Source organism: Billgrantia sp. NRB1 (assembly GCF_056921725.1).
The window spans coordinates 3,744,912-3,761,356 of sequence record NZ_CM167783.1; the positions used below are offsets into that span (position 1 = coordinate 3,744,912).

A 16,445-nucleotide genomic window follows, 5' to 3' on the forward strand; every position below is an offset into this window, starting at 1 on the left:
GATCAGAGACCCTCCACGTTGAGGCCCATGCTGCGGGCGCTACCGGCAATGGTACGCACCGCGGCGTCGAGATCGGCTGCCGTCAGATCCGGCTCCTTGGTCTTGGCGATCTCTTCGAGCTGTTCGCGGGTCACGGTACCGACCTTCTTCTTGTTCGGCTCGCCGGAGCCGGACTTGATGCCAGCCGCCTTCTTCAGCAGGACCGCGGCGGGCGGGGTCTTGGTGATGAAGGTAAAGCTGCGATCGGAATAGACGGTAATCACCACGGGAGTGGGCAGACCCGGCTCGATCTCCTGGGTCGCGGCGTTGAACGCCTTGCAGAACTCCATGATGTTCACGCCGTGCTGACCCAGCGCGGGGCCCACGGGGGGACTCGGGTTGGCTTTACCCGCTGCGACCTGCAGCTTGATGTAAGCCTGGACTTTCTTGGCCATGTGTAGACTCCAGTTGGGTAGTAGCGCCTCGGAAAACACCGCTCGACTTGAGCGTGCTCCTTGCGGCTCCCCGGTTACGCGGCTGCTTCAGCGGCCGCCTTACAGATGCCAGGACGAGCGGATCACTCCTTCTCGACCTGTGCGAATTCCAGCTCGACAGGAGTGGCCCGACCGAAGATCAGCACGCTGACCTGCAGGCGACTCTTGTCGTAGTTGACCTCTTCGACCACGCCGTTGAAATCGGCGAAGGGGCCGTCGATGACACGAACGGACTGCCCCGGCTCGAACAGCGTCTTGGGGCGCGGCTTGTCGGTGCCGTCTTTGACACGACGCAGGATGGCATCGGCTTCCTTCTGGGTAATTGGCGCCGGCTTCTCCTTGGTGCCACCGATGAACCCCATCACGCGAGGCGTCTCGTTGACCAGGTGCCAGGTGGCGTCATCCATCTCCATCTCGACCAGCACGTAGCCGGGATAGAACTTGCGCTCACTCTTGCGACGCTTGCCGTCGCGCATCTCGACGACCTCTTCGGTCGGCACCAGGATTTCGCCGAAGCGATCCTCCATGCCATACATCTTCACGCGCTCGATGAGCGAGCGCATGACATGCTTCTCGAAGCCGGAGTAGGCGTGAACGACGTACCAACGCTTGGACATGAAAACTCCTAACCGATAACGCCGGACATCGCCCAGCTCAGAAGAGTGTCGATCAGCCACAGCATCAGCCCCACGACCAGCACAGCCACCAGCACGATGGCGGTGGTCTGAACGGTCTCGGGGCGCGTCGGCCAGACCACGCGCTGGATCTCCTTCTTGGCGCTCTTGGCCAGCTCGGCCAGCTCCCGACCCTTGACGGTGGTCAGGGCGAGCACGCCGGCGAGGGCACAGAGGGCAACCACGCCCAGCACGCGGTAGAGAATGGCCACGTCGGCGAAGTAGGTGTTGCCGACGACAGCCACTACCAGCAGAGTGACGATAACCGCCCACTTGAGCCCGTCGTGGCGCGAGTCCTGCACCTCGGCGTTATGTTTCATAAAAACGAGACTCCTCAGGGTGCGGCAGCGAATCGTGTTCTGAAAGGCATGTAGATGGCGCTTCGCGCCTGCGCCAACCTGGGGAAGGTTGGCAGGCCAGGAGGGAATCGAACCCCCAACCTGCGGTTTTGGAGACCGCTGCTCTGCCAATTGAGCTACTGGCCTGTATTTGCTGAACGCCGCCACCCTTTGCAGGCGGCGGTGACAACAGCGGGCGCCATGATAGCGAAGCCTGACTCGCCTGACAACCCCTTTCGGGCACCGGGTGCCGCGAAATAAAAAGGCGAGCCGAGGCTCGCCTTTTTTATATTTGGAGCTCATGGACGGATTTGAACCGTCGACCTCACCCTTACCAAGGGTGTGCTCTACCCCTGAGCTACATGAGCCAAACTCTGCCTGGAGCGGGTAGCGGGAATCGAACCCGCATCATCAGCTTGGAAGGCTGAGGTTCTACCATTGAACTATACCCGCCTACCCACTCTGGCCGTCGAATCGCCAAAGCCGATTACGACAAAAACTTGGTGGAGGGGGAAGGATTCGAACCTTCGAAGCTTTCGCGGCAGATTTACAGTCTGCTCCCTTTGGCCACTCGGGAACCCCTCCAACTGGCGGCCTATTCTACCGCCTCCGGTTGCCGTGTCAAGCGCTTATTTATCAGCGACTTGCCTCTGGGCGCATCTCGCTGGAGATGCCCTCGCCCCCGGAACGCGCTGCATTGTGTCAAAGCAGCATGGAGAATGCAAGGCCGGCGCGAATTTTTTCCAGGCCGGCCGGTGCCGGCACCCTGGGCGCCCCCGACATCCGCCCGGCCCGCTCGGCGGCCGTCAGCGGGAAGCACGCCTCGAGGCCTGCATAGACCATGTCGGGCCAGATGGCGTGGGGGGACTGGACTCCCCGCGCGACCACGCGCGCATCGCCTCCCGTCAGCAGCATCGGCAGGGCGACGCCCTCTCGGTCGCACACCTCCGCATAGATTCGGTTGATCGCGCTGACCGCCGCCAGGAAGATGCCGTGGTTGACCGCCTCGACGGTGCGCTGCCCCGGCAACAGCAGCTCTTCGGCCTCGCTGTCGGGATCTATGGCCACATTGCGGGTACCGAGCTTCAGGCTCTCCTTCATCAGCCGCAGGCCGGGAATGATGTAGCCCCCCAGGTGGCGCCCGCCGGGCAGCACGAAGTCCACGGTGATAGCACTGCCGCAATCGACCGCACAGCAACCACCGGCCAGCTGGTAGCCGGCCAGCACGCCCATCCAGCGATCCACGCCCAGCCGATGCGGCTCCTCATAGCCGTTGACGACCCCCAGGGCCTCGGGCGCCGAGCGAGCCACATGCACCAGTGCCACGCGATCCTGCAGCAGCGAGACCGTCTGCCCCAGCACTGCCGCCCGGGCCACGCTGGAGATGCGCACCGCCTCGACCACGTCCAGGTCCGGGATATCGGAGCCCGGCTTCCACTCCTCCCGGGTCCACACCGCCCCCCGCGAGCGGATCTCGCTGCTGTCGGCATCCTTGAGCCGCCACTTGGACAGCGTATTGCCGATGTCCAGATCCAGGATCATGAACGACCACGCACGCTAATTTCCCCACCGGCCAGCCGCTCCCGCGCCTCTCCTCGACGAATCCACAGGTTGCCGGATGCGTCCACCGACTCGGCCACGGCGTCGAGACGCTGTCCCTGGCTGAGCACTTCGATAGCGCAGCCGGCAAAGGCATGACGGACATTCCACTCGGCCTGCCAGGCGGCAAAGCCCTGGCGCTCGTAGCCCGCCATCATCGGCAGCAGCTCTTCCAGCAGCTCCACGGCCAGCGCATTGCGCGAGAGCCCCGGTGCCTGGTCGTGCACCGCCACCACCGGCTGCTCGATGCGCTCCCGAAACGTCGACGGCAGACTGACGTTGATCCCCATCCCCACGATCGCCTCGCAAGGACCCGCCGTATCGCCACTGATCTCCACCAGGATTCCGGCGAGCTTGGCCAGTCGGCCGTCTTCCCCTTCGAGCAGGACATCGTTGGGCCACTTGAGCCGGGGGGTCACACCATGGCGTTCCAGGACGCGAGCCAACGCCACGCCCACGGCGAGACTCAGCCCCTCCAGGGAGGCGATGCCCGAGTCGAACCGCCAGCCAAGCGAGAGCATCAGGGCACGCCCCCAGGGGGTAGACCAGCTTCGACCACGCCGCCCTCGCCCCTCGCTCTGCTGCTCGACCAGACACACCTCGGCATGCCCGGCCCCTTGGTCGAAGCGCTGACGAATGAACTGGTTGCTCGATGGCAGCGTCTCCTCGACGAACAGCCGCGTCAGATGCTGCCTTCCCGTGCGGGACAGGCCGGCGATAATGGCGCTCCCGTCCATCAGCTCCAGCGGCTCCGAGAGTCGATAGCCTTGGCCCTTGACGGCCTCTAGGGGAATATCCAGTGCTTCGAGCTTCTTCAGCTGCTTCCACACCGCAGTGCGCGAAACGCCAAGCCGCTCGCCCAGCTGTTCGCCGGAATGAAATTCACCGTCGCTGAGCAAGCGAATCAGTTCACCGATGGTCATGCCCTATGCCCCCAGCGGGAAAAGGCCCATTCTAGCGGAACTGGCGCAGGCCCGGAAACGCACCGCCCGGAAAAACCAAGCCCCCGAGCGCTTTCGCACTGCCCTAACACGACGAAACCCAGCCTCTTTCGACGCTGGGTTTCTGAATCAATGCCTGACGATGATTGCGCCGGGCTCCCGGGACTCTCCATGGGAAGCCCCTAAACGACGAAACCCAGCCTCTTTCGAAGCTGGGTTTCTGAATAAGTGCCTGACGATGATTGCGCCGGGCTCCCGGGACTCTCCATGGGAAGCCCCTAGAACGACGAAACCCAGCCTCTTTCGAAGCTGGGTTTCTGAATAAGTGCCTGACGATGACCTACTCTCGCATGGGGAAGCCCCACACTACCATCGGCGCTGAGCGGTTTCACTGCTGAGTTCGGCAAGGGATCAGGTGGTTCCCACTCGCTATGGTCGTCAGGCGAAAACGGTTGGAATCATGCCGACGCTACGTCTCGTCGTATCCGTCAATGTCGCGCGCAATGCGCAGACCCCTTGGGGTTATATGGTCAAGCCTCACGGGCCATTAGTACCGGTTAGCTCAACGCCTTGCAGCGCTTCCACACCCGGCCTATCAACCAGCTGGTCTCGCTGGGCCCTTCAGGAGGCTCGAGGCCTCGGGGATGTCTCATCTTGAAGGGGGCTTCCCGCTTAGATGCTTTCAGCGGTTATCCCGTCCGCACATAGCTACCCGGCAATGCCACTGGCGTGACAACCGGAACACCAGAGGTGCGTCCACTCCGGTCCTCTCGTACTAGGAGCAGCTCTTCTCAAACATCCAACGCCCACGGCAGATAGGGACCGAACTGTCTCACGACGTTCTAAACCCAGCTCGCGTACCACTTTAAATGGCGAACAGCCATACCCTTGGGACCGACTTCAGCCCCAGGATGTGATGAGCCGACATCGAGGTGCCAAACACCGCCGTCGATGTGAACTCTTGGGCGGTATCAGCCTGTTATCCCCGGAGTACCTTTTATCCGTTGAGCGATGGCCCTTCCATACAGAACCACCGGATCACTAGAACCTACTTTCGTACCTGCTCGACGTGTCTGTCTCGCAGTTAAGCACCCTTATGCTCTTGCACTCATTGCACGATTTCCGACCGTGCTGAGGGTACCTTCGTGCTCCTCCGTTACGCTTTGGGAGGAGACCGCCCCAGTCAAACTACCCACCACACACTGTCCTCGATCCGGATCACGGACCTGAGTTAGAACGCCAATGATGCCAGGCTGGTATTTCAAGGTTGGCTCCACCCGAACTGGCGTCCGGGTTTCCAAGCCTCCCAGCTATCCTACACAGGCAACATCAGCGTCCAGTGTGAAGCTATAGTAAAGGTTCACGGGGTCTTTCCGTCTAGCCGCGGGTACACAGCATCTTCACTGCGATTTCAATTTCACTGAGTCTCGGGTGGAGACAGCGTGGCCATCATTACGCCATTCGTGCAGGTCGGAACTTACCCGACAAGGAATTTCGCTACCTTAGGACCGTTATAGTTACGGCCGCCGTTTACCGGGGCTTCGATCAGGAGCTTCGCCCGAGGGCTAACACCATCAATTAACCTTCCGGCACCGGGCAGGCGTCACACCCTATACGTCCGCTTACGCGTTTGCAGAGTGCTGTGTTTTTAATAAACAGTTGCAGCCACCTGGTATCTTCGACCGCCTTCCGCTCCGGCCGCGAGGGCCTTCACGTAGTGGCGGCGTGCCTTCTCCCGAAGTTACGGCACCATTTTGCCTAGTTCCTTCACCCGAGTTCTCTCAAGCGCCTGGGTATTCTCTACCTGACCACCTGTGTCGGTTTGGGGTACGGTCCCACTGTATCTGAAGCTTAGAGGCTTTTCCTGGAAGCGTGGCATCGATGACTTCCACCCCGTGGGGTGTTCGTCTCGCTTCTCGGCCTTAGGGATCCGGATTTGCCTGAACCCCCAGCCTACAAGCTTTCACCAGGACAACCAACGCCTGGCTCACCTAGCCTTCTTCGTCCCCCCATCGCAATACAGTGAGGTACGGGAATATTGACCCGTTTCCCATCGACTACGCCTTTCGGCCTCGCCTTAGGGGCCGACTCACTCTGCTCCGATTAGCGTCGAACAGAAACCCTTGGTCTTCCGGCGGGGGAGTTTTTCACTCCCCTTGTCGTTACTCATGTCAGCATTCGCACTCGTGATACCTCCAGCAAGCCTCTCGACTCACCTTCGTCGGCGTACACGACGCTCCTCTACCGCTTGTGTGCATCCCGAAAACCACTCGCTGCTGGCTCGGCTTACGTTGGCGACCAACTCGACTATTGTTGGGCGCTTTCGCTCGCTTCGCTCGCGTAAACGAATAGCTTTGGGTGATGCACACAAGCCCGTAGCTTCGGTACCTGGTTTAGCCCCGTTACATCTTCCGCGCAGGCCGACTCGACTAGTGAGCTATTACGCTTTCTTTAAAGGATGGCTGCTTCTAAGCCAACCTCCTAGCTGTCTGAGCCTTCCCACATCGTTTCCCACTTAACCAGGATTTGGGGACCTTAGCTGACGGTCTGGGTTGTTTCCCTTTTCACAACGGACGTTAGCACCCGCTGTGTGTCTCCCACGCTGGCACTCACCGGTATTCGGAGTTTGCCTCGGGTTGGTAAGTCGGGATGACCCCCTAGCCGAAACAGTGCTCTACCCCCGGTGGTGATACGTGAGGCGCTACCTAAATAGCTTTCGAGGAGAACCAGCTATCTCCGGGCTTGATTAGCCTTTCACTCCGATCCACAAGTCATCCAAATCTTTTTCAACAGATCCTGGTTCGGTCCTCCAGTTGATGTTACTCAACCTTCAACCTGCTCATGGATAGATCGCCCGGTTTCGGGTCTATATCCAGCGACTGGTCGCCCAGTTAAGACTCGGTTTCCCTACGCCTCCCCTAATCGGTTAAGCTCGCCACTGAATATAAGTCGCTGACCCATTATACAAAAGGTACGCGGTCACACGACGAGCGTGCTCCCACTGCTTGTACGCATACGGTTTCAGGATCTATTTCACTCCCCTCGCCGGGGTTCTTTTCGCCTTTCCCTCACGGTACTGGTTCACTATCGGTCAGCCAGGAGTATTTAGCCTTGGAGGATGGTCCCCCCGTCTTCAGTCAAGGTTTCACGTGCCCCGACCTACTCGATTTCACTGGATCAGGCTTTCGGCTACGGGACTATCACCCGCTATGGTCGCGCTTCCCAGCGCGTTCGCCTAACCATTCACCAGCTTAAGGGCTGGTCCCCGTTCGCTCGCCGCTACTGGGGGAATCTCGGTTGATTTCTTTTCCTCGGGGTACTTAGATGTTTCAGTTCCCCCGGTTCGCCTCCCAACACCTATGGATTCAGTGTGGGATACCCTGCTGATGCAGGGTGGGTTTCCCCATTCAGAGATGCCCGGGTCACAGGTTGTTTGCCACCTCGCCGAGCCTTATCGCAGGCTTCCACGTCTTTCATCGCCTCTGGCTGCCTAGGCATCCACCGTATGCGCTTAATCGCTTGACCATATAACCCGAAAGGGTCTGGTCGGCGATTACGTACGACAATTGCCGGATACGCTTGAGACGTATCTCATGTCCTTTCTTCTCAGAAAGGAACTTGTCAGCATGATTCACATTGTTAAAGAGCATTTAGAGCGGTAAGCCCTAAGCAGTAAGCTTTAAGTGAACACCTTTATGGCATCATCAAAGCTCATTGCTTAGCGCTGACATCAGACTGTTTTGATGGGGTTTTCTTACAGCTTCAAGCTTACGGCTTAAGGCTGAGAAGATGGTGGAGCCAAGCGGGATCGAACCGCTGACCTCCTGCGTGCAAGGCAGGCGCTCTCCCAGCTGAGCTATGGCCCCGAAGGAAATTTGTGTGAGACAAGGCGCTTCGATGCGACGCATAGCCTGCTATGCGAGTATCGAAGCAACGCAGTATCACGCAAATTTGGTGGGTCTGGGCAGACTTGAACTGCCGACCTCACCCTTATCAGGGGTGCGCTCTAACCAACTGAGCTACAGACCCAAACAGTCTTTGCTCTGGCCGATCAGGTAATTCATTGTGAGCACTTGCCGCGAGGCGGCGATATGTCGTTTAAGGAGGTGATCCAGCCGCAGGTTCCCCTACGGCTACCTTGTTACGACTTCACCCCAGTCATGAACCACACCGTGGTGATCGCCCTCCGAAGTTAGGCTAACCACTTCTGGTGCAGTCCACTCCCATGGTGTGACGGGCGGTGTGTACAAGGCCCGGGAACGTATTCACCGTGACATTCTGATTCACGATTACTAGCGATTCCGACTTCACGGAGTCGAGTTGCAGACTCCGATCCGGACTGAGATCGGCTTTATGGGATTAGCGCACTCTCGCGAGTTGGCAACCCTTTGTACCGACCATTGTAGCACGTGTGTAGCCCTACCCGTAAGGGCCATGATGACTTGACGTCGTCCCCACCTTCCTCCGGTTTGTCACCGGCAGTCTCCCTAGAGTTCCCGACCGAATCGCTGGCAAATAGGGACAAGGGTTGCGCTCGTTACGGGACTTAACCCAACATTTCACAACACGAGCTGACGACAGCCATGCAGCACCTGTCTGTGCGCTCCCGAAGGCACGAATCCATCTCTGGAAACTTCGCACGATGTCAAGGGTAGGTAAGGTTCTTCGCGTTGCATCGAATTAAACCACATGCTCCACCGCTTGTGCGGGCCCCCGTCAATTCATTTGAGTTTTAACCTTGCGGCCGTACTCCCCAGGCGGTCGACTTATCGCGTTAACTGCGCCACAAAGTCCGCGAAGGACCCAACGGCTAGTCGACATCGTTTACGGCGTGGACTACCAGGGTATCTAATCCTGTTTGCTACCCACGCTTTCGCACCTCAGTGTCAGTGTCAGTCCAGAAGGCCGCCTTCGCCACTGGTATTCCTCCCGATCTCTACGCATTTCACCGCTACACCGGGAATTCTACCTTCCTCTCCTGCACTCTAGCCTGACAGTTCCGGATGCCGTTCCCAGGTTGAGCCCGGGGCTTTCACAACCGGCTTATCAAGCCACCTACGCGCGCTTTACGCCCAGTAATTCCGATTAACGCTCGCACCCTCCGTATTACCGCGGCTGCTGGCACGGAGTTAGCCGGTGCTTCTTCTGTGGGTGATGTCCTTCTTCCGGGGTATTAACCCGAAAGCCTTCTTCCCCACTGAAAGTGCTTTACAACCCGAAAGCCTTCTTCACACACGCGGCATGGCTGGATCAGGGTTGCCCCCATTGTCCAATATTCCCCACTGCTGCCTCCCGTAGGAGTTCGGGCCGTGTCTCAGTCCCGATGTGGCTGATCATCCTCTCAGACCAGCTACGGATCGTCGCCTTGGTGAGCCATTACCTCACCAACTAGCTAATCCGACATAGGCTCATCCGATAGCGCAAGGTCCGAAGAGCCCCTGCTTTCTCCCGTAGGACGTATGCGGTATTAGCCTGAGTTTCCCCAGGTTATCCCCCACTACCGGGCAGATTCCTATGCATTACTCACCCGTCCGCCGCTCGACGCCCGGGAGCAAGCTCCCGTCGTTTCCGCTCGACTTGCATGTGTTAGGCCTGCCGCCAGCGTTCAATCTGAGCCATGATCAAACTCTTCAGTTTAAGATCATATAGTTCTTGCCCTCCCGAAGGAGGAAGCGAACCAAACTTGGCTCAAGGTTCAAACGTCTCGTTTGACGAGTCGCTTGCCTTGATAATGGTGTGACTTCTCACCACCTCATCGACAAGCGCCCACATGAATTACCTGATCGATTGTTAAAGAGCGGCTCCGAGCTCTCTAAGGAGCGGAGCGTCTCGCTTGCTGTCGTGACCGGTGCTTCCGGCCTCGCCAGCGCCCTGCGAGGAAGGCGTATTCTACTGAACCGGCCGAGCTTGTCAACTCTCTTCGCCGCCTCACTGCCGTGAGCGTGGCGCCGAAGCCCAGCGTTGCTGGTGGCCGCCCAGAGCCCCTGACGGGCCTCTGTATCGAGTGGAGCGCATTCTACCGAATCCGCCGCGGGCGTCAAGTCGGAATTTTGCGAAGCGATTCGAAAAACCCAAAGCGAGACAACCACTTACCACTCTTGTCACCGCCTGCAACGTTGCCCGTTGCCGGCAGCGGATGCGTACTTTACGGCTTTCCCCGGACAACTGCAAGGGGCAGCCGTAAAAATATTTCAGGCGCATGGCCACGCCATGACGAGACGATGGCGCCGGGGATATCCACAGGCGCTCGCCGGCGACCCCCTGTGGATGCTTTTGCGCCCTGGGCAGAGACGACAGCGCCCGCACGAGGCGGGCGCTGTCGAAACTCCTGCCTTCACCCGCTCGCTGGGGGCTGCTTGAGCTTGCGCATCACGGCAAGCGTTGGCCCGGAAGCGACATAGGCACCGAACAGCAGCAGCAGCATCACCGAGGGCTGCATGGAGATCACCACGAAGCCCAGCACGATGGCCAGCAGCACCACGAAGGGCACCGGCCCTTTGAAGTCGATATCCTTGAAGCTGTAATAGCGGATATTGCTGACCATCAGCACGCCGGACACGGCCACCACCAGCAACATCAGCAGCTTGAAGCCCATCGCATCGGCATCGAAGCTATGGAAGGTCCAGACGCTGGCCGCCACGAAGGCCGCCGCCGAAGGGCTCGGCAGCCCGATGAACCACTTCTTGTCGACGCTGCCGATCTGGACATTGAAGCGTGCCAGCCGCAGCGCGGCACAGGCCACGTACAGGAAGGCCACCACCCAGCCGGTCTTGCCGATGTCCTGAAGAATCCAGGTGAAGGCCACCAGCGCCGGCGCCACGCCGAAGGAGAGCATATCGGAGAGGCTGTCGTACTCGGCACCGAAGGCACTCTGGGTATTGGTCAGTCGGGCCACGCGGCCATCCAGGCCGTCGAGCACCATGGCAATGAAGATCGCCACCGCGGCCGCGGAAAAGTCACCGTTGATCCCCGCGACCACCGCAAAGAAGCCGGCAAACAGCGCCGAGGTGGTAAAGAGGTTGGGGAGCAGATAGATACCCTTGCGCCGCACCTTCTTGCCGCCCTCGATCGACTCCTCGATGACTTCCGTTTCCCGCACGAAAGCGGCAGCCAGGTCTTCATCGGTAGCCGATCGGGCGCCCGGCTCGACGCCTTCGGGCTCACCATCGCGACGCGCCGGTTCATGCTCGGTCTTGTGGGGGTCCTGACTCATGCGTCTCGTCCGTTGCCATAATGAAGCCGCCCGCAGGCGTACCATCATTCTACACGGTGTCGCCAGGTCGAGACGAGCAGCCACCCACCCACAATGCGAGAAGGGCGCGGAAAACCGCGCCCTTCTCGACATGCGACCGATCGCAAGCCTTAGTTCTTGGACTTGTCGACCAGCTGGTTGGCAGCGATCCACGGCATCATGCCGCGCAGCTTGGCACCCACAGTCTCGATCTCATGCTCGGCGTTCAGGCGGCGACGCGCGGTCATCGACGGGTAGTTGGAGTTACCCTCGTTGATGAACATCTTGGCGTACTCGCCGGTCTGGATGCGTTTGAGAGCATTGCGCATGGCGGCGCGGGACTCGTCGTTGATCACCTCGGGACCGGTCACATACTCGCCATACTCCGCGTTGTTGGAGATGGAGTAGTTCATGTTGGCGATGCCGCCCTCGTACATCAGGTCGACGATCAGCTTGAGCTCGTGCAGACACTCGAAGTAGGCCATCTCCGGCGCGTAGCCCGCCTCGGTCAGCGTTTCGAAGCCGGCCTTGACCAGCTCGACCGCGCCGCCGCACAGCACGGCCTGCTCACCGAACAGGTCGGTCTCGGTCTCGTCCTTGAAGGTGGTCTCGATGATGCCGCTGCGCCCCCCGCCGACGCCGGCCGCATAGGAGAGCGCCAGCTCCTTGGCCTTGCCCGAAGCATCCTGGTGGATGGCGATCAGGTCGGGGATGCCGCCGCCCTTGACGAACTCGGAGCGCACGGTGTGACCCGGCGCCTTGGGGGCGATCATGATCACGTCCAGATCCTTGCGCGGCTCGATCTGGTTGTAGTGAATGTTGAAGCCATGCGCGAAGGCCAGGGTGGCGCCCTGCTTCAGATTCGGCTCGACCTCATTCTCGTAGATCGCCTTCTGGTTCTCATCCGGCGCCAGGATCATCACCACGTCGGCGCTCTGGCACGCCTCAGGCACGGAAGCGACCTTGAGGCCGGCGGCCTCGGCCTTGGCGGCGGAGGAGGAGCCTTGGCGCAGGGCCACGGTGACATCGACACCGGACTCCTTGAGGTTGTTGGCATGGGCATGCCCCTGGGAGCCATAGCCCACAATGGTGACCTTCTTGCCCTGAATGAGGGAGAGATCGCAGTCCTTGTCGTAATACACGCGCATGATGTGCTCCTGAACGGAAGAGGTTGAAAGCGATGTCAGCGTTGATGGCCACCCGCGCCGTCTGTCGCGGCGCTGGGATCTCGTCGTCCGATGGCTCCACCTTACGCCAGGACACACATTGCGTAAAACGCTATATTTGCAATACAACATCCCAGAAGATGCAATATACCCCATGGATATTCGCCCGCTGCAGCAGTTCCTGGCCCTGGCCGACACCCTGCACTTCGGTCGCGCCAGCGAGCTCTGCCATGTCAGCCCCTCCACGCTCAGCCGCACCATTCGCCAGCTCGAGAACACCCTTGAGGTGACGCTGTTCGAACGCGACAACCGCCACGTAGCCTTGACCCACCATGGGCTCACGTTCCTGACCTTTGCCCGGGAAACCGTGGCTCAGTGGGAGCTGCTGCGGCAAACGTTGAGCGCGGACAACGACGGGCTCAGCGGGGAGATCAGCATCTACTGCTCGGTCACTGCCAGCTACAGCTTTCTCTACGACCTGCTCAGCGACTTTCGGCTGCGCCATCCCCGTATCGAGCTCAAGCTGCATACCGGGGACCCCGCCGAGGCCATGACGCGCGTCGTAGGCGGTGACGAGGACATGGCGATCACACCGCGCCCCCGCCGCCCACCGGGGTCGCTGGCCTTCAAGTCGCTGACCCGTTCGCCGCTGGTCTTCATCGCCCCCCAGGCCGCCGCCGGCTGGCTGCCCTCCACCCCCGAGGTTCCCGAGGCCGATGCCTGGGCCGCGGTGCCGATGATCCTCTCCGAGGCCGGCCTGTCGCGGGAATATGCCGATACCTGGTTCAAGGCGCTAGGCATCACCCCGCGCATCTATGCCCAGGTTGCCGGCCATGAGGCGATCGTCAGCATGGTCAGCCTGGGCTTCGGGGTGGGGGTGGTGCCCAAGATCGTGCTCGACAACAGCCCGCTGGCCGAACGGGTGCGGGTCTTGCCGGTGAAACCCGAGCTGCCCCACTACGACGTCGGCCTGTGCGTGCTCAATCGGCGACTGAAGAGCCCGCTGATCCAGGCGCTGTGGGAGACCGTGGCCGAGCGGTAGGACCTCGCGGCGCGGTGCCCCATAGGCAGGACGACACCCACAAACGCAGAGGCCGCCCCGTGGGGCGGCCTAACATTCTGCAGATGTAGATTTACGTCACGAGCGAAGATAGGTCGGCCACCGCCGGAGCGCAGCAACCGGAGTTGACTGGCTGCTCAATGAGGATTGTGACGGTTCGACGCCTCGACACCGCCGGTGGCCGAGATGGCTAGGTTCGCTCCCGGCGAACCAGCGCACTTCCCACATCCCTGTGGGTCGTCGAGCGCAGTAGTAAATCAGAGCGACAGCACCTTGTCGCCGCGGGCGATACCCGACACCCCGGTGCGCGCCACCTCCAGGATGCCCACCGGCCCCATGGCCTGCAGGAAGGCGTCGAGCTTCGGCGCGTCGCCGGTGATCTGCACGGTGTAGAGGCTTGGCGTCACGTCGACGATCTGCGCACGGAAGATGTCCACCGTGCGCTTGACCTCGTCGCGGGCGGCGCCCAGCGCCTTGACCTTGACCAGCATGAGCTCCCGCTCGATGTGGTTGCCCTCGGTCAGGTCGACCAGCTTGACCACGTCGATCAGCTTGTTGAGGTGCTTGGTGATCTGCTCGATCACCCGGTCGTCACCCACCGTGGTCACGGTCAACCGCGAGAGGGTTTCGTCTTCGGTAGGCGCCACGTTCAGCGTTTCGATGTTGAAGTTGCGCTGCGAAAACAGCCCCACCACACGTGACAGGGCGCCCGGTTCGTTTTCCATCAGAATCGAGATGATATGGCGCATCAGGTCCGCTCCGTCTTGGAAAGCAGCATGTCACGCATGGAGCCCAGGGGCACCTGCATCGGATAGACGTGTTCCCGCGGATCGACGATGACGTCGAGGAACACCAGCTCGTGCTTGTCGGCGAAGGTCCGTTCCAGCGCCGGCGCGAGCTCCTCCATGGTTTCCACCCGCAGTGCGGTAAAGCCATAGGCCTCGATCAGCTTGGCGAAATCGGGCAGCGACTCCATGTAGGAGTGTGCATGGCGCGACTTGTAGTTCAGGTCCTGCCACTGGCGCACCATGCCCAGCGAGGCATTGTTCAGGTTGACGATCTTTACCCCGCCGCCAAACTGCTTACAGGTGGAGAGCTCCTGCATCATCATCTGGAAGCTGCCCTCGCCGGTCACGCAGACCACCTGCTCGTCGGGGAAGTTCTGCTTGATGCCCATGGCCGCCGGGAAGCCGAAGCCCATGGTGCCGAGCCCGCCCGAGGTGATGAAACGGTTGGGCTTGTCGAACTTGTAGTACTGGGCGGCAAACATCTGGTGCTGACCCACGTCGGTGGTGACGTAGGCCTCGCCGCGGGTCGCCTCGCACAGCGCCTCGATCACCTCCTGAGGCTTGAGCATCTCGCCCGCCTGGGAGGGCTCATAGAGCTTGCCATGACGCTCCTCACGCCAGCCCTCGATCTTGCCCCACCACTCGGCCAGCGCCTCCGGGTGGGCGACCTCCTTGCCCTGCACCAGGCTGATCATTTCGTTGATCACGCTGCCCGCCGGACCGACGATGGGCACATCGGCGCGCACCGTCTTGGAGACCGAGCTGGGGTCGATGTCCACGTGGATGATCTTGGCCGTGGGGCAGAACTTGGAGGTGTTATTGGTCACCCGGTCATCGAAGCGCGCGCCGATGGCGACGATCAGGTCGGCATGGTGCATAGCCATGTTGGACTCATAGGAGCCATGCATGCCCAGCCAGCCCAGGCACTGACGGTCGCTCTGGGGGTAGGCACCGATACCCATCAGGGTGGTGGTGATGGGGTAGCCCAGCCGCTTGACCAGGTCGGTCAGCCCCTCGCAGGCCCGCCCGGTGACCACGCCGCCACCGGTGTAGAACACCGGCCGCTTGGCCTTGAGCATCATCTCCACGGCCTTCTTGATCTGGCCGGTGTGGCCGCGAGCCACCGGATTGTACGAGCGCATCTTGACCTTTTTCGGATAGACGTACTCGTAGCGCTCGGTGGGGGCCGTCATGTCCTTGGGAATGTCCACTACCACGGGGCCGGGACGGCCGGTGGAGGCCAGGTAGTAAGCCTTCTTTAGGACTTCCGGAATCTCGGTGGGATGCTTGATCGAGAAGCTGTGCTTCACGATCGGGCGGGTCACCCCGATGATGTCGGTCTCCTGGAAGGCGTCATCGCCGATCAGGTGGCTCATCACCTGGCCGCACAGCACCACCATCGGAATCGAGTCCATGTAGGCGGTGGCGATGCCGGTGACCGCGTTGGTCGCGCCGGGACCGGAGGTGACCAGCACCGTGCCGGGCTTGCCCGAGGCCCGCGCGTAGCCGTCGGCGGCATGGGTGGCCGCCTGCTCGTGGCGTACCAGGATGTGCTTGACCTTGTCCTGGCGGAACAGGGCGTCGTAGATATGCAGCGCCGCGCCACCGGGATAGCCGTAAATGTATTCGACGCCCTCATCCTGCAGGAATCGGGCGATCATGTCCGCGCCGGAAAGCAGTTCCACTTGATGTATCTCCCCTGGAGGTCTCGAGTGCGATCCGTGCCTTTCAGCCAGGCACGGGGTCGAGTGCGGCGGTATGCCGCTGCCGGCCATGCCGGCACCTGATGCCAAACCCTGGCAATTGGCCCTGTTGGGGCCTGCACTCTCATCGGGAACGCCGATTTATCGCGATATAAACCAGCCGTTCCCTCTCGCGGCGGTTTACCGCGTCGGGGCGTTGGCCAGGACGGACGGTTGGTCCGCTCCCGGTAGTCCTTCGGCGGGTAGAGGCGACTCGGCCTACCCTTCGCGCGGGAAAGGGGGGTTGCCCGCTGAGGTCCGCGCCCGCAAATCAGGAACGCTCAAGATTCCATTAGCGCTGCAACGGTGTCAACCGCCAGTCGGCGTTTCCCCCTCGCCGGGCTGATTCCAGCCAGCCGAAGGCGACAGGCGCCGGACGAAAAAAAAGGTTCTTCGCAGACTGGCGTGAACAGGCTATGTGGGAGGGAGCTTC

General features: G+C 60.9%; 10 protein-coding genes, 6 tRNA genes and 3 rRNA genes. 1 reads left to right on the forward strand and 18 read right to left on the reverse strand.

The window, feature by feature from the left end; all coding sequences use genetic code 11:
* Positions 1-2 precede the first annotated feature (2 nt).
* The 16 genes from rplK to ilvC form a co-directional block, all read right to left on the reverse strand.
* A complete protein-coding gene (gene rplK / locus ACZIYR_RS17090; protein WP_043514686.1) occupies positions 3-434 on the reverse strand; it encodes a 50S ribosomal protein L11 in 432 nt (143 codons plus the stop codon).
* 122 nt (positions 435-556) lie between these two features.
* Entirely contained in the window at positions 557-1,090 is a 534-nt protein-coding gene (gene nusG / locus ACZIYR_RS17095; protein ID WP_238978558.1) for a transcription termination/antitermination protein NusG, read from the reverse strand.
* Between the two features lie 8 nt (positions 1,091-1,098).
* The gene (secE, locus tag ACZIYR_RS17100; protein ID WP_473034934.1) at positions 1,099-1,467 is read right to left on the reverse strand and encodes a preprotein translocase subunit SecE; all 369 of its coding nucleotides are present in this window, start codon (positions 1,465-1,467) and stop codon (positions 1,099-1,101) included.
* An 89-nt stretch (positions 1,468-1,556) separates the two neighbouring features.
* A tRNA-Trp gene (locus ACZIYR_RS17105) sits at positions 1,557-1,632 on the reverse strand.
* Positions 1,633-1,778: 146 nt separating this feature from the next.
* Positions 1,779-1,853: transfer RNA gene (locus tag ACZIYR_RS17110), tRNA-Thr, on the reverse strand.
* 11 nt (positions 1,854-1,864) lie between these two features.
* A tRNA-Gly gene (locus tag ACZIYR_RS17115) sits at positions 1,865-1,938 on the reverse strand.
* A gap of 48 nt (positions 1,939-1,986) precedes the next feature.
* Positions 1,987-2,070 (reverse strand) — tRNA-Tyr (locus tag ACZIYR_RS17120).
* Between the two features lie 117 nt (positions 2,071-2,187).
* A complete protein-coding gene (locus ACZIYR_RS17125) occupies positions 2,188-3,027 on the reverse strand; it encodes a type III pantothenate kinase (RefSeq protein ID WP_483527512.1) in 840 nt (279 codons plus the stop codon).
* Positions 3,024-4,007, reverse strand: coding sequence for a biotin--[acetyl-CoA-carboxylase] ligase (locus ACZIYR_RS17130; RefSeq protein ID WP_483527513.1), 984 nt, complete (start codon positions 4,005-4,007; stop codon positions 3,024-3,026). The genes ACZIYR_RS17125 and ACZIYR_RS17130 overlap by 4 nt, the downstream gene beginning before the upstream one ends.
* 345 nt (positions 4,008-4,352) lie before the next feature.
* Positions 4,353-4,468 (reverse strand): 5S ribosomal RNA (rrf, locus tag ACZIYR_RS17135).
* Between the two features lie 83 nt (positions 4,469-4,551).
* Positions 4,552-7,550: ribosomal RNA gene (locus ACZIYR_RS17140) — 23S ribosomal RNA — on the reverse strand.
* Positions 7,551-7,815: 265 nt separating this feature from the next.
* Positions 7,816-7,891, reverse strand: a tRNA-Ala gene (locus ACZIYR_RS17145).
* Positions 7,892-7,977: 86 nt separating this feature from the next.
* Positions 7,978-8,054, reverse strand: a tRNA-Ile gene (locus ACZIYR_RS17150).
* Between the two features lie 70 nt (positions 8,055-8,124).
* Positions 8,125-9,662, reverse strand: a 16S ribosomal RNA gene (locus ACZIYR_RS17155).
* The 16S, 23S and 5S rRNA genes sit together here with 2 tRNA genes alongside, the layout of an rRNA operon.
* A 697-nt stretch (positions 9,663-10,359) precedes the next feature.
* Positions 10,360-11,238: a CDP-diacylglycerol--serine O-phosphatidyltransferase gene (gene pssA, locus ACZIYR_RS17160; protein WP_473031600.1), complete on the reverse strand. Its 879-nt coding sequence runs from the start codon at positions 11,236-11,238 to the stop codon at positions 10,360-10,362.
* A 149-nt stretch (positions 11,239-11,387) separates the two neighbouring features.
* Positions 11,388-12,404, reverse strand: coding sequence for a ketol-acid reductoisomerase (gene ilvC / locus ACZIYR_RS17165; protein WP_483527514.1), 1,017 nt, complete (start codon positions 12,402-12,404; stop codon positions 11,388-11,390).
* Between the two features lie 172 nt (positions 12,405-12,576).
* Here ilvC and ilvY point away from each other — a divergent pair, with 172 nt between their 5' ends.
* A complete protein-coding gene (gene ilvY / locus ACZIYR_RS17170) occupies positions 12,577-13,464 on the forward strand; it encodes an HTH-type transcriptional activator IlvY (protein WP_473031601.1) in 888 nt (295 codons plus the stop codon).
* Between the two features lie 275 nt (positions 13,465-13,739).
* Here the strand turns inward: ilvY and ilvN are convergent, their stop codons facing one another.
* Both ilvN and ACZIYR_RS17180 read right to left on the reverse strand, forming a co-directional pair.
* Positions 13,740-14,231 carry an acetolactate synthase small subunit gene (gene ilvN, locus ACZIYR_RS17175; protein WP_473031602.1) on the reverse strand — a complete coding sequence of 164 codons (492 nt, stop codon included), beginning with the start codon at positions 14,229-14,231 and terminating at the stop codon, positions 13,740-13,742.
* Positions 14,231-15,955: an acetolactate synthase 3 large subunit gene (locus tag ACZIYR_RS17180; RefSeq protein ID WP_473031603.1), complete on the reverse strand. Its 1,725-nt coding sequence runs from the start codon at positions 15,953-15,955 to the stop codon at positions 14,231-14,233. The genes ilvN and ACZIYR_RS17180 overlap by 1 nt, the downstream gene beginning before the upstream one ends.
* Positions 15,956-16,445: the final 490 nt, after the last annotated feature.

Excerpts from the sequence above, each read along its gene's own strand:
- rplK (WP_043514686.1), bottom strand. The coding sequence starts at position 434 with ATGGCCAAGAAAGTCCAGGCTTACATCAAGCTGCAGGTCGCAGCGGGT.
- nusG (WP_238978558.1), bottom strand. The coding sequence starts at position 1,090 with ATGTCCAAGCGTTGGTACGTCGTTCACGCCTACTCCGGCTTCGAGAAG.
- secE (WP_473034934.1), bottom strand. The coding sequence starts at position 1,467 with ATGAAACATAACGCCGAGGTGCAGGACTCGCGCCACGACGGGCTCAAG.
- ACZIYR_RS17125 (WP_483527512.1), bottom strand. The coding sequence starts at position 3,027 with ATGATCCTGGATCTGGACATCGGCAATACGCTGTCCAAGTGGCGGCTC.
- ACZIYR_RS17130 (WP_483527513.1), bottom strand. The coding sequence starts at position 4,007 with ATGACCATCGGTGAACTGATTCGCTTGCTCAGCGACGGTGAATTTCAT.
- pssA (WP_473031600.1), bottom strand. The coding sequence starts at position 11,238 with ATGAGTCAGGACCCCCACAAGACCGAGCATGAACCGGCGCGTCGCGAT.
- ilvC (WP_483527514.1), bottom strand. The coding sequence starts at position 12,404 with ATGCGCGTGTATTACGACAAGGACTGCGATCTCTCCCTCATTCAGGGC.
- ilvY (WP_473031601.1), top strand. The coding sequence starts at position 12,577 with ATGGATATTCGCCCGCTGCAGCAGTTCCTGGCCCTGGCCGACACCCTG.
- ilvN (WP_473031602.1), bottom strand. The coding sequence starts at position 14,231 with ATGCGCCATATCATCTCGATTCTGATGGAAAACGAACCGGGCGCCCTG.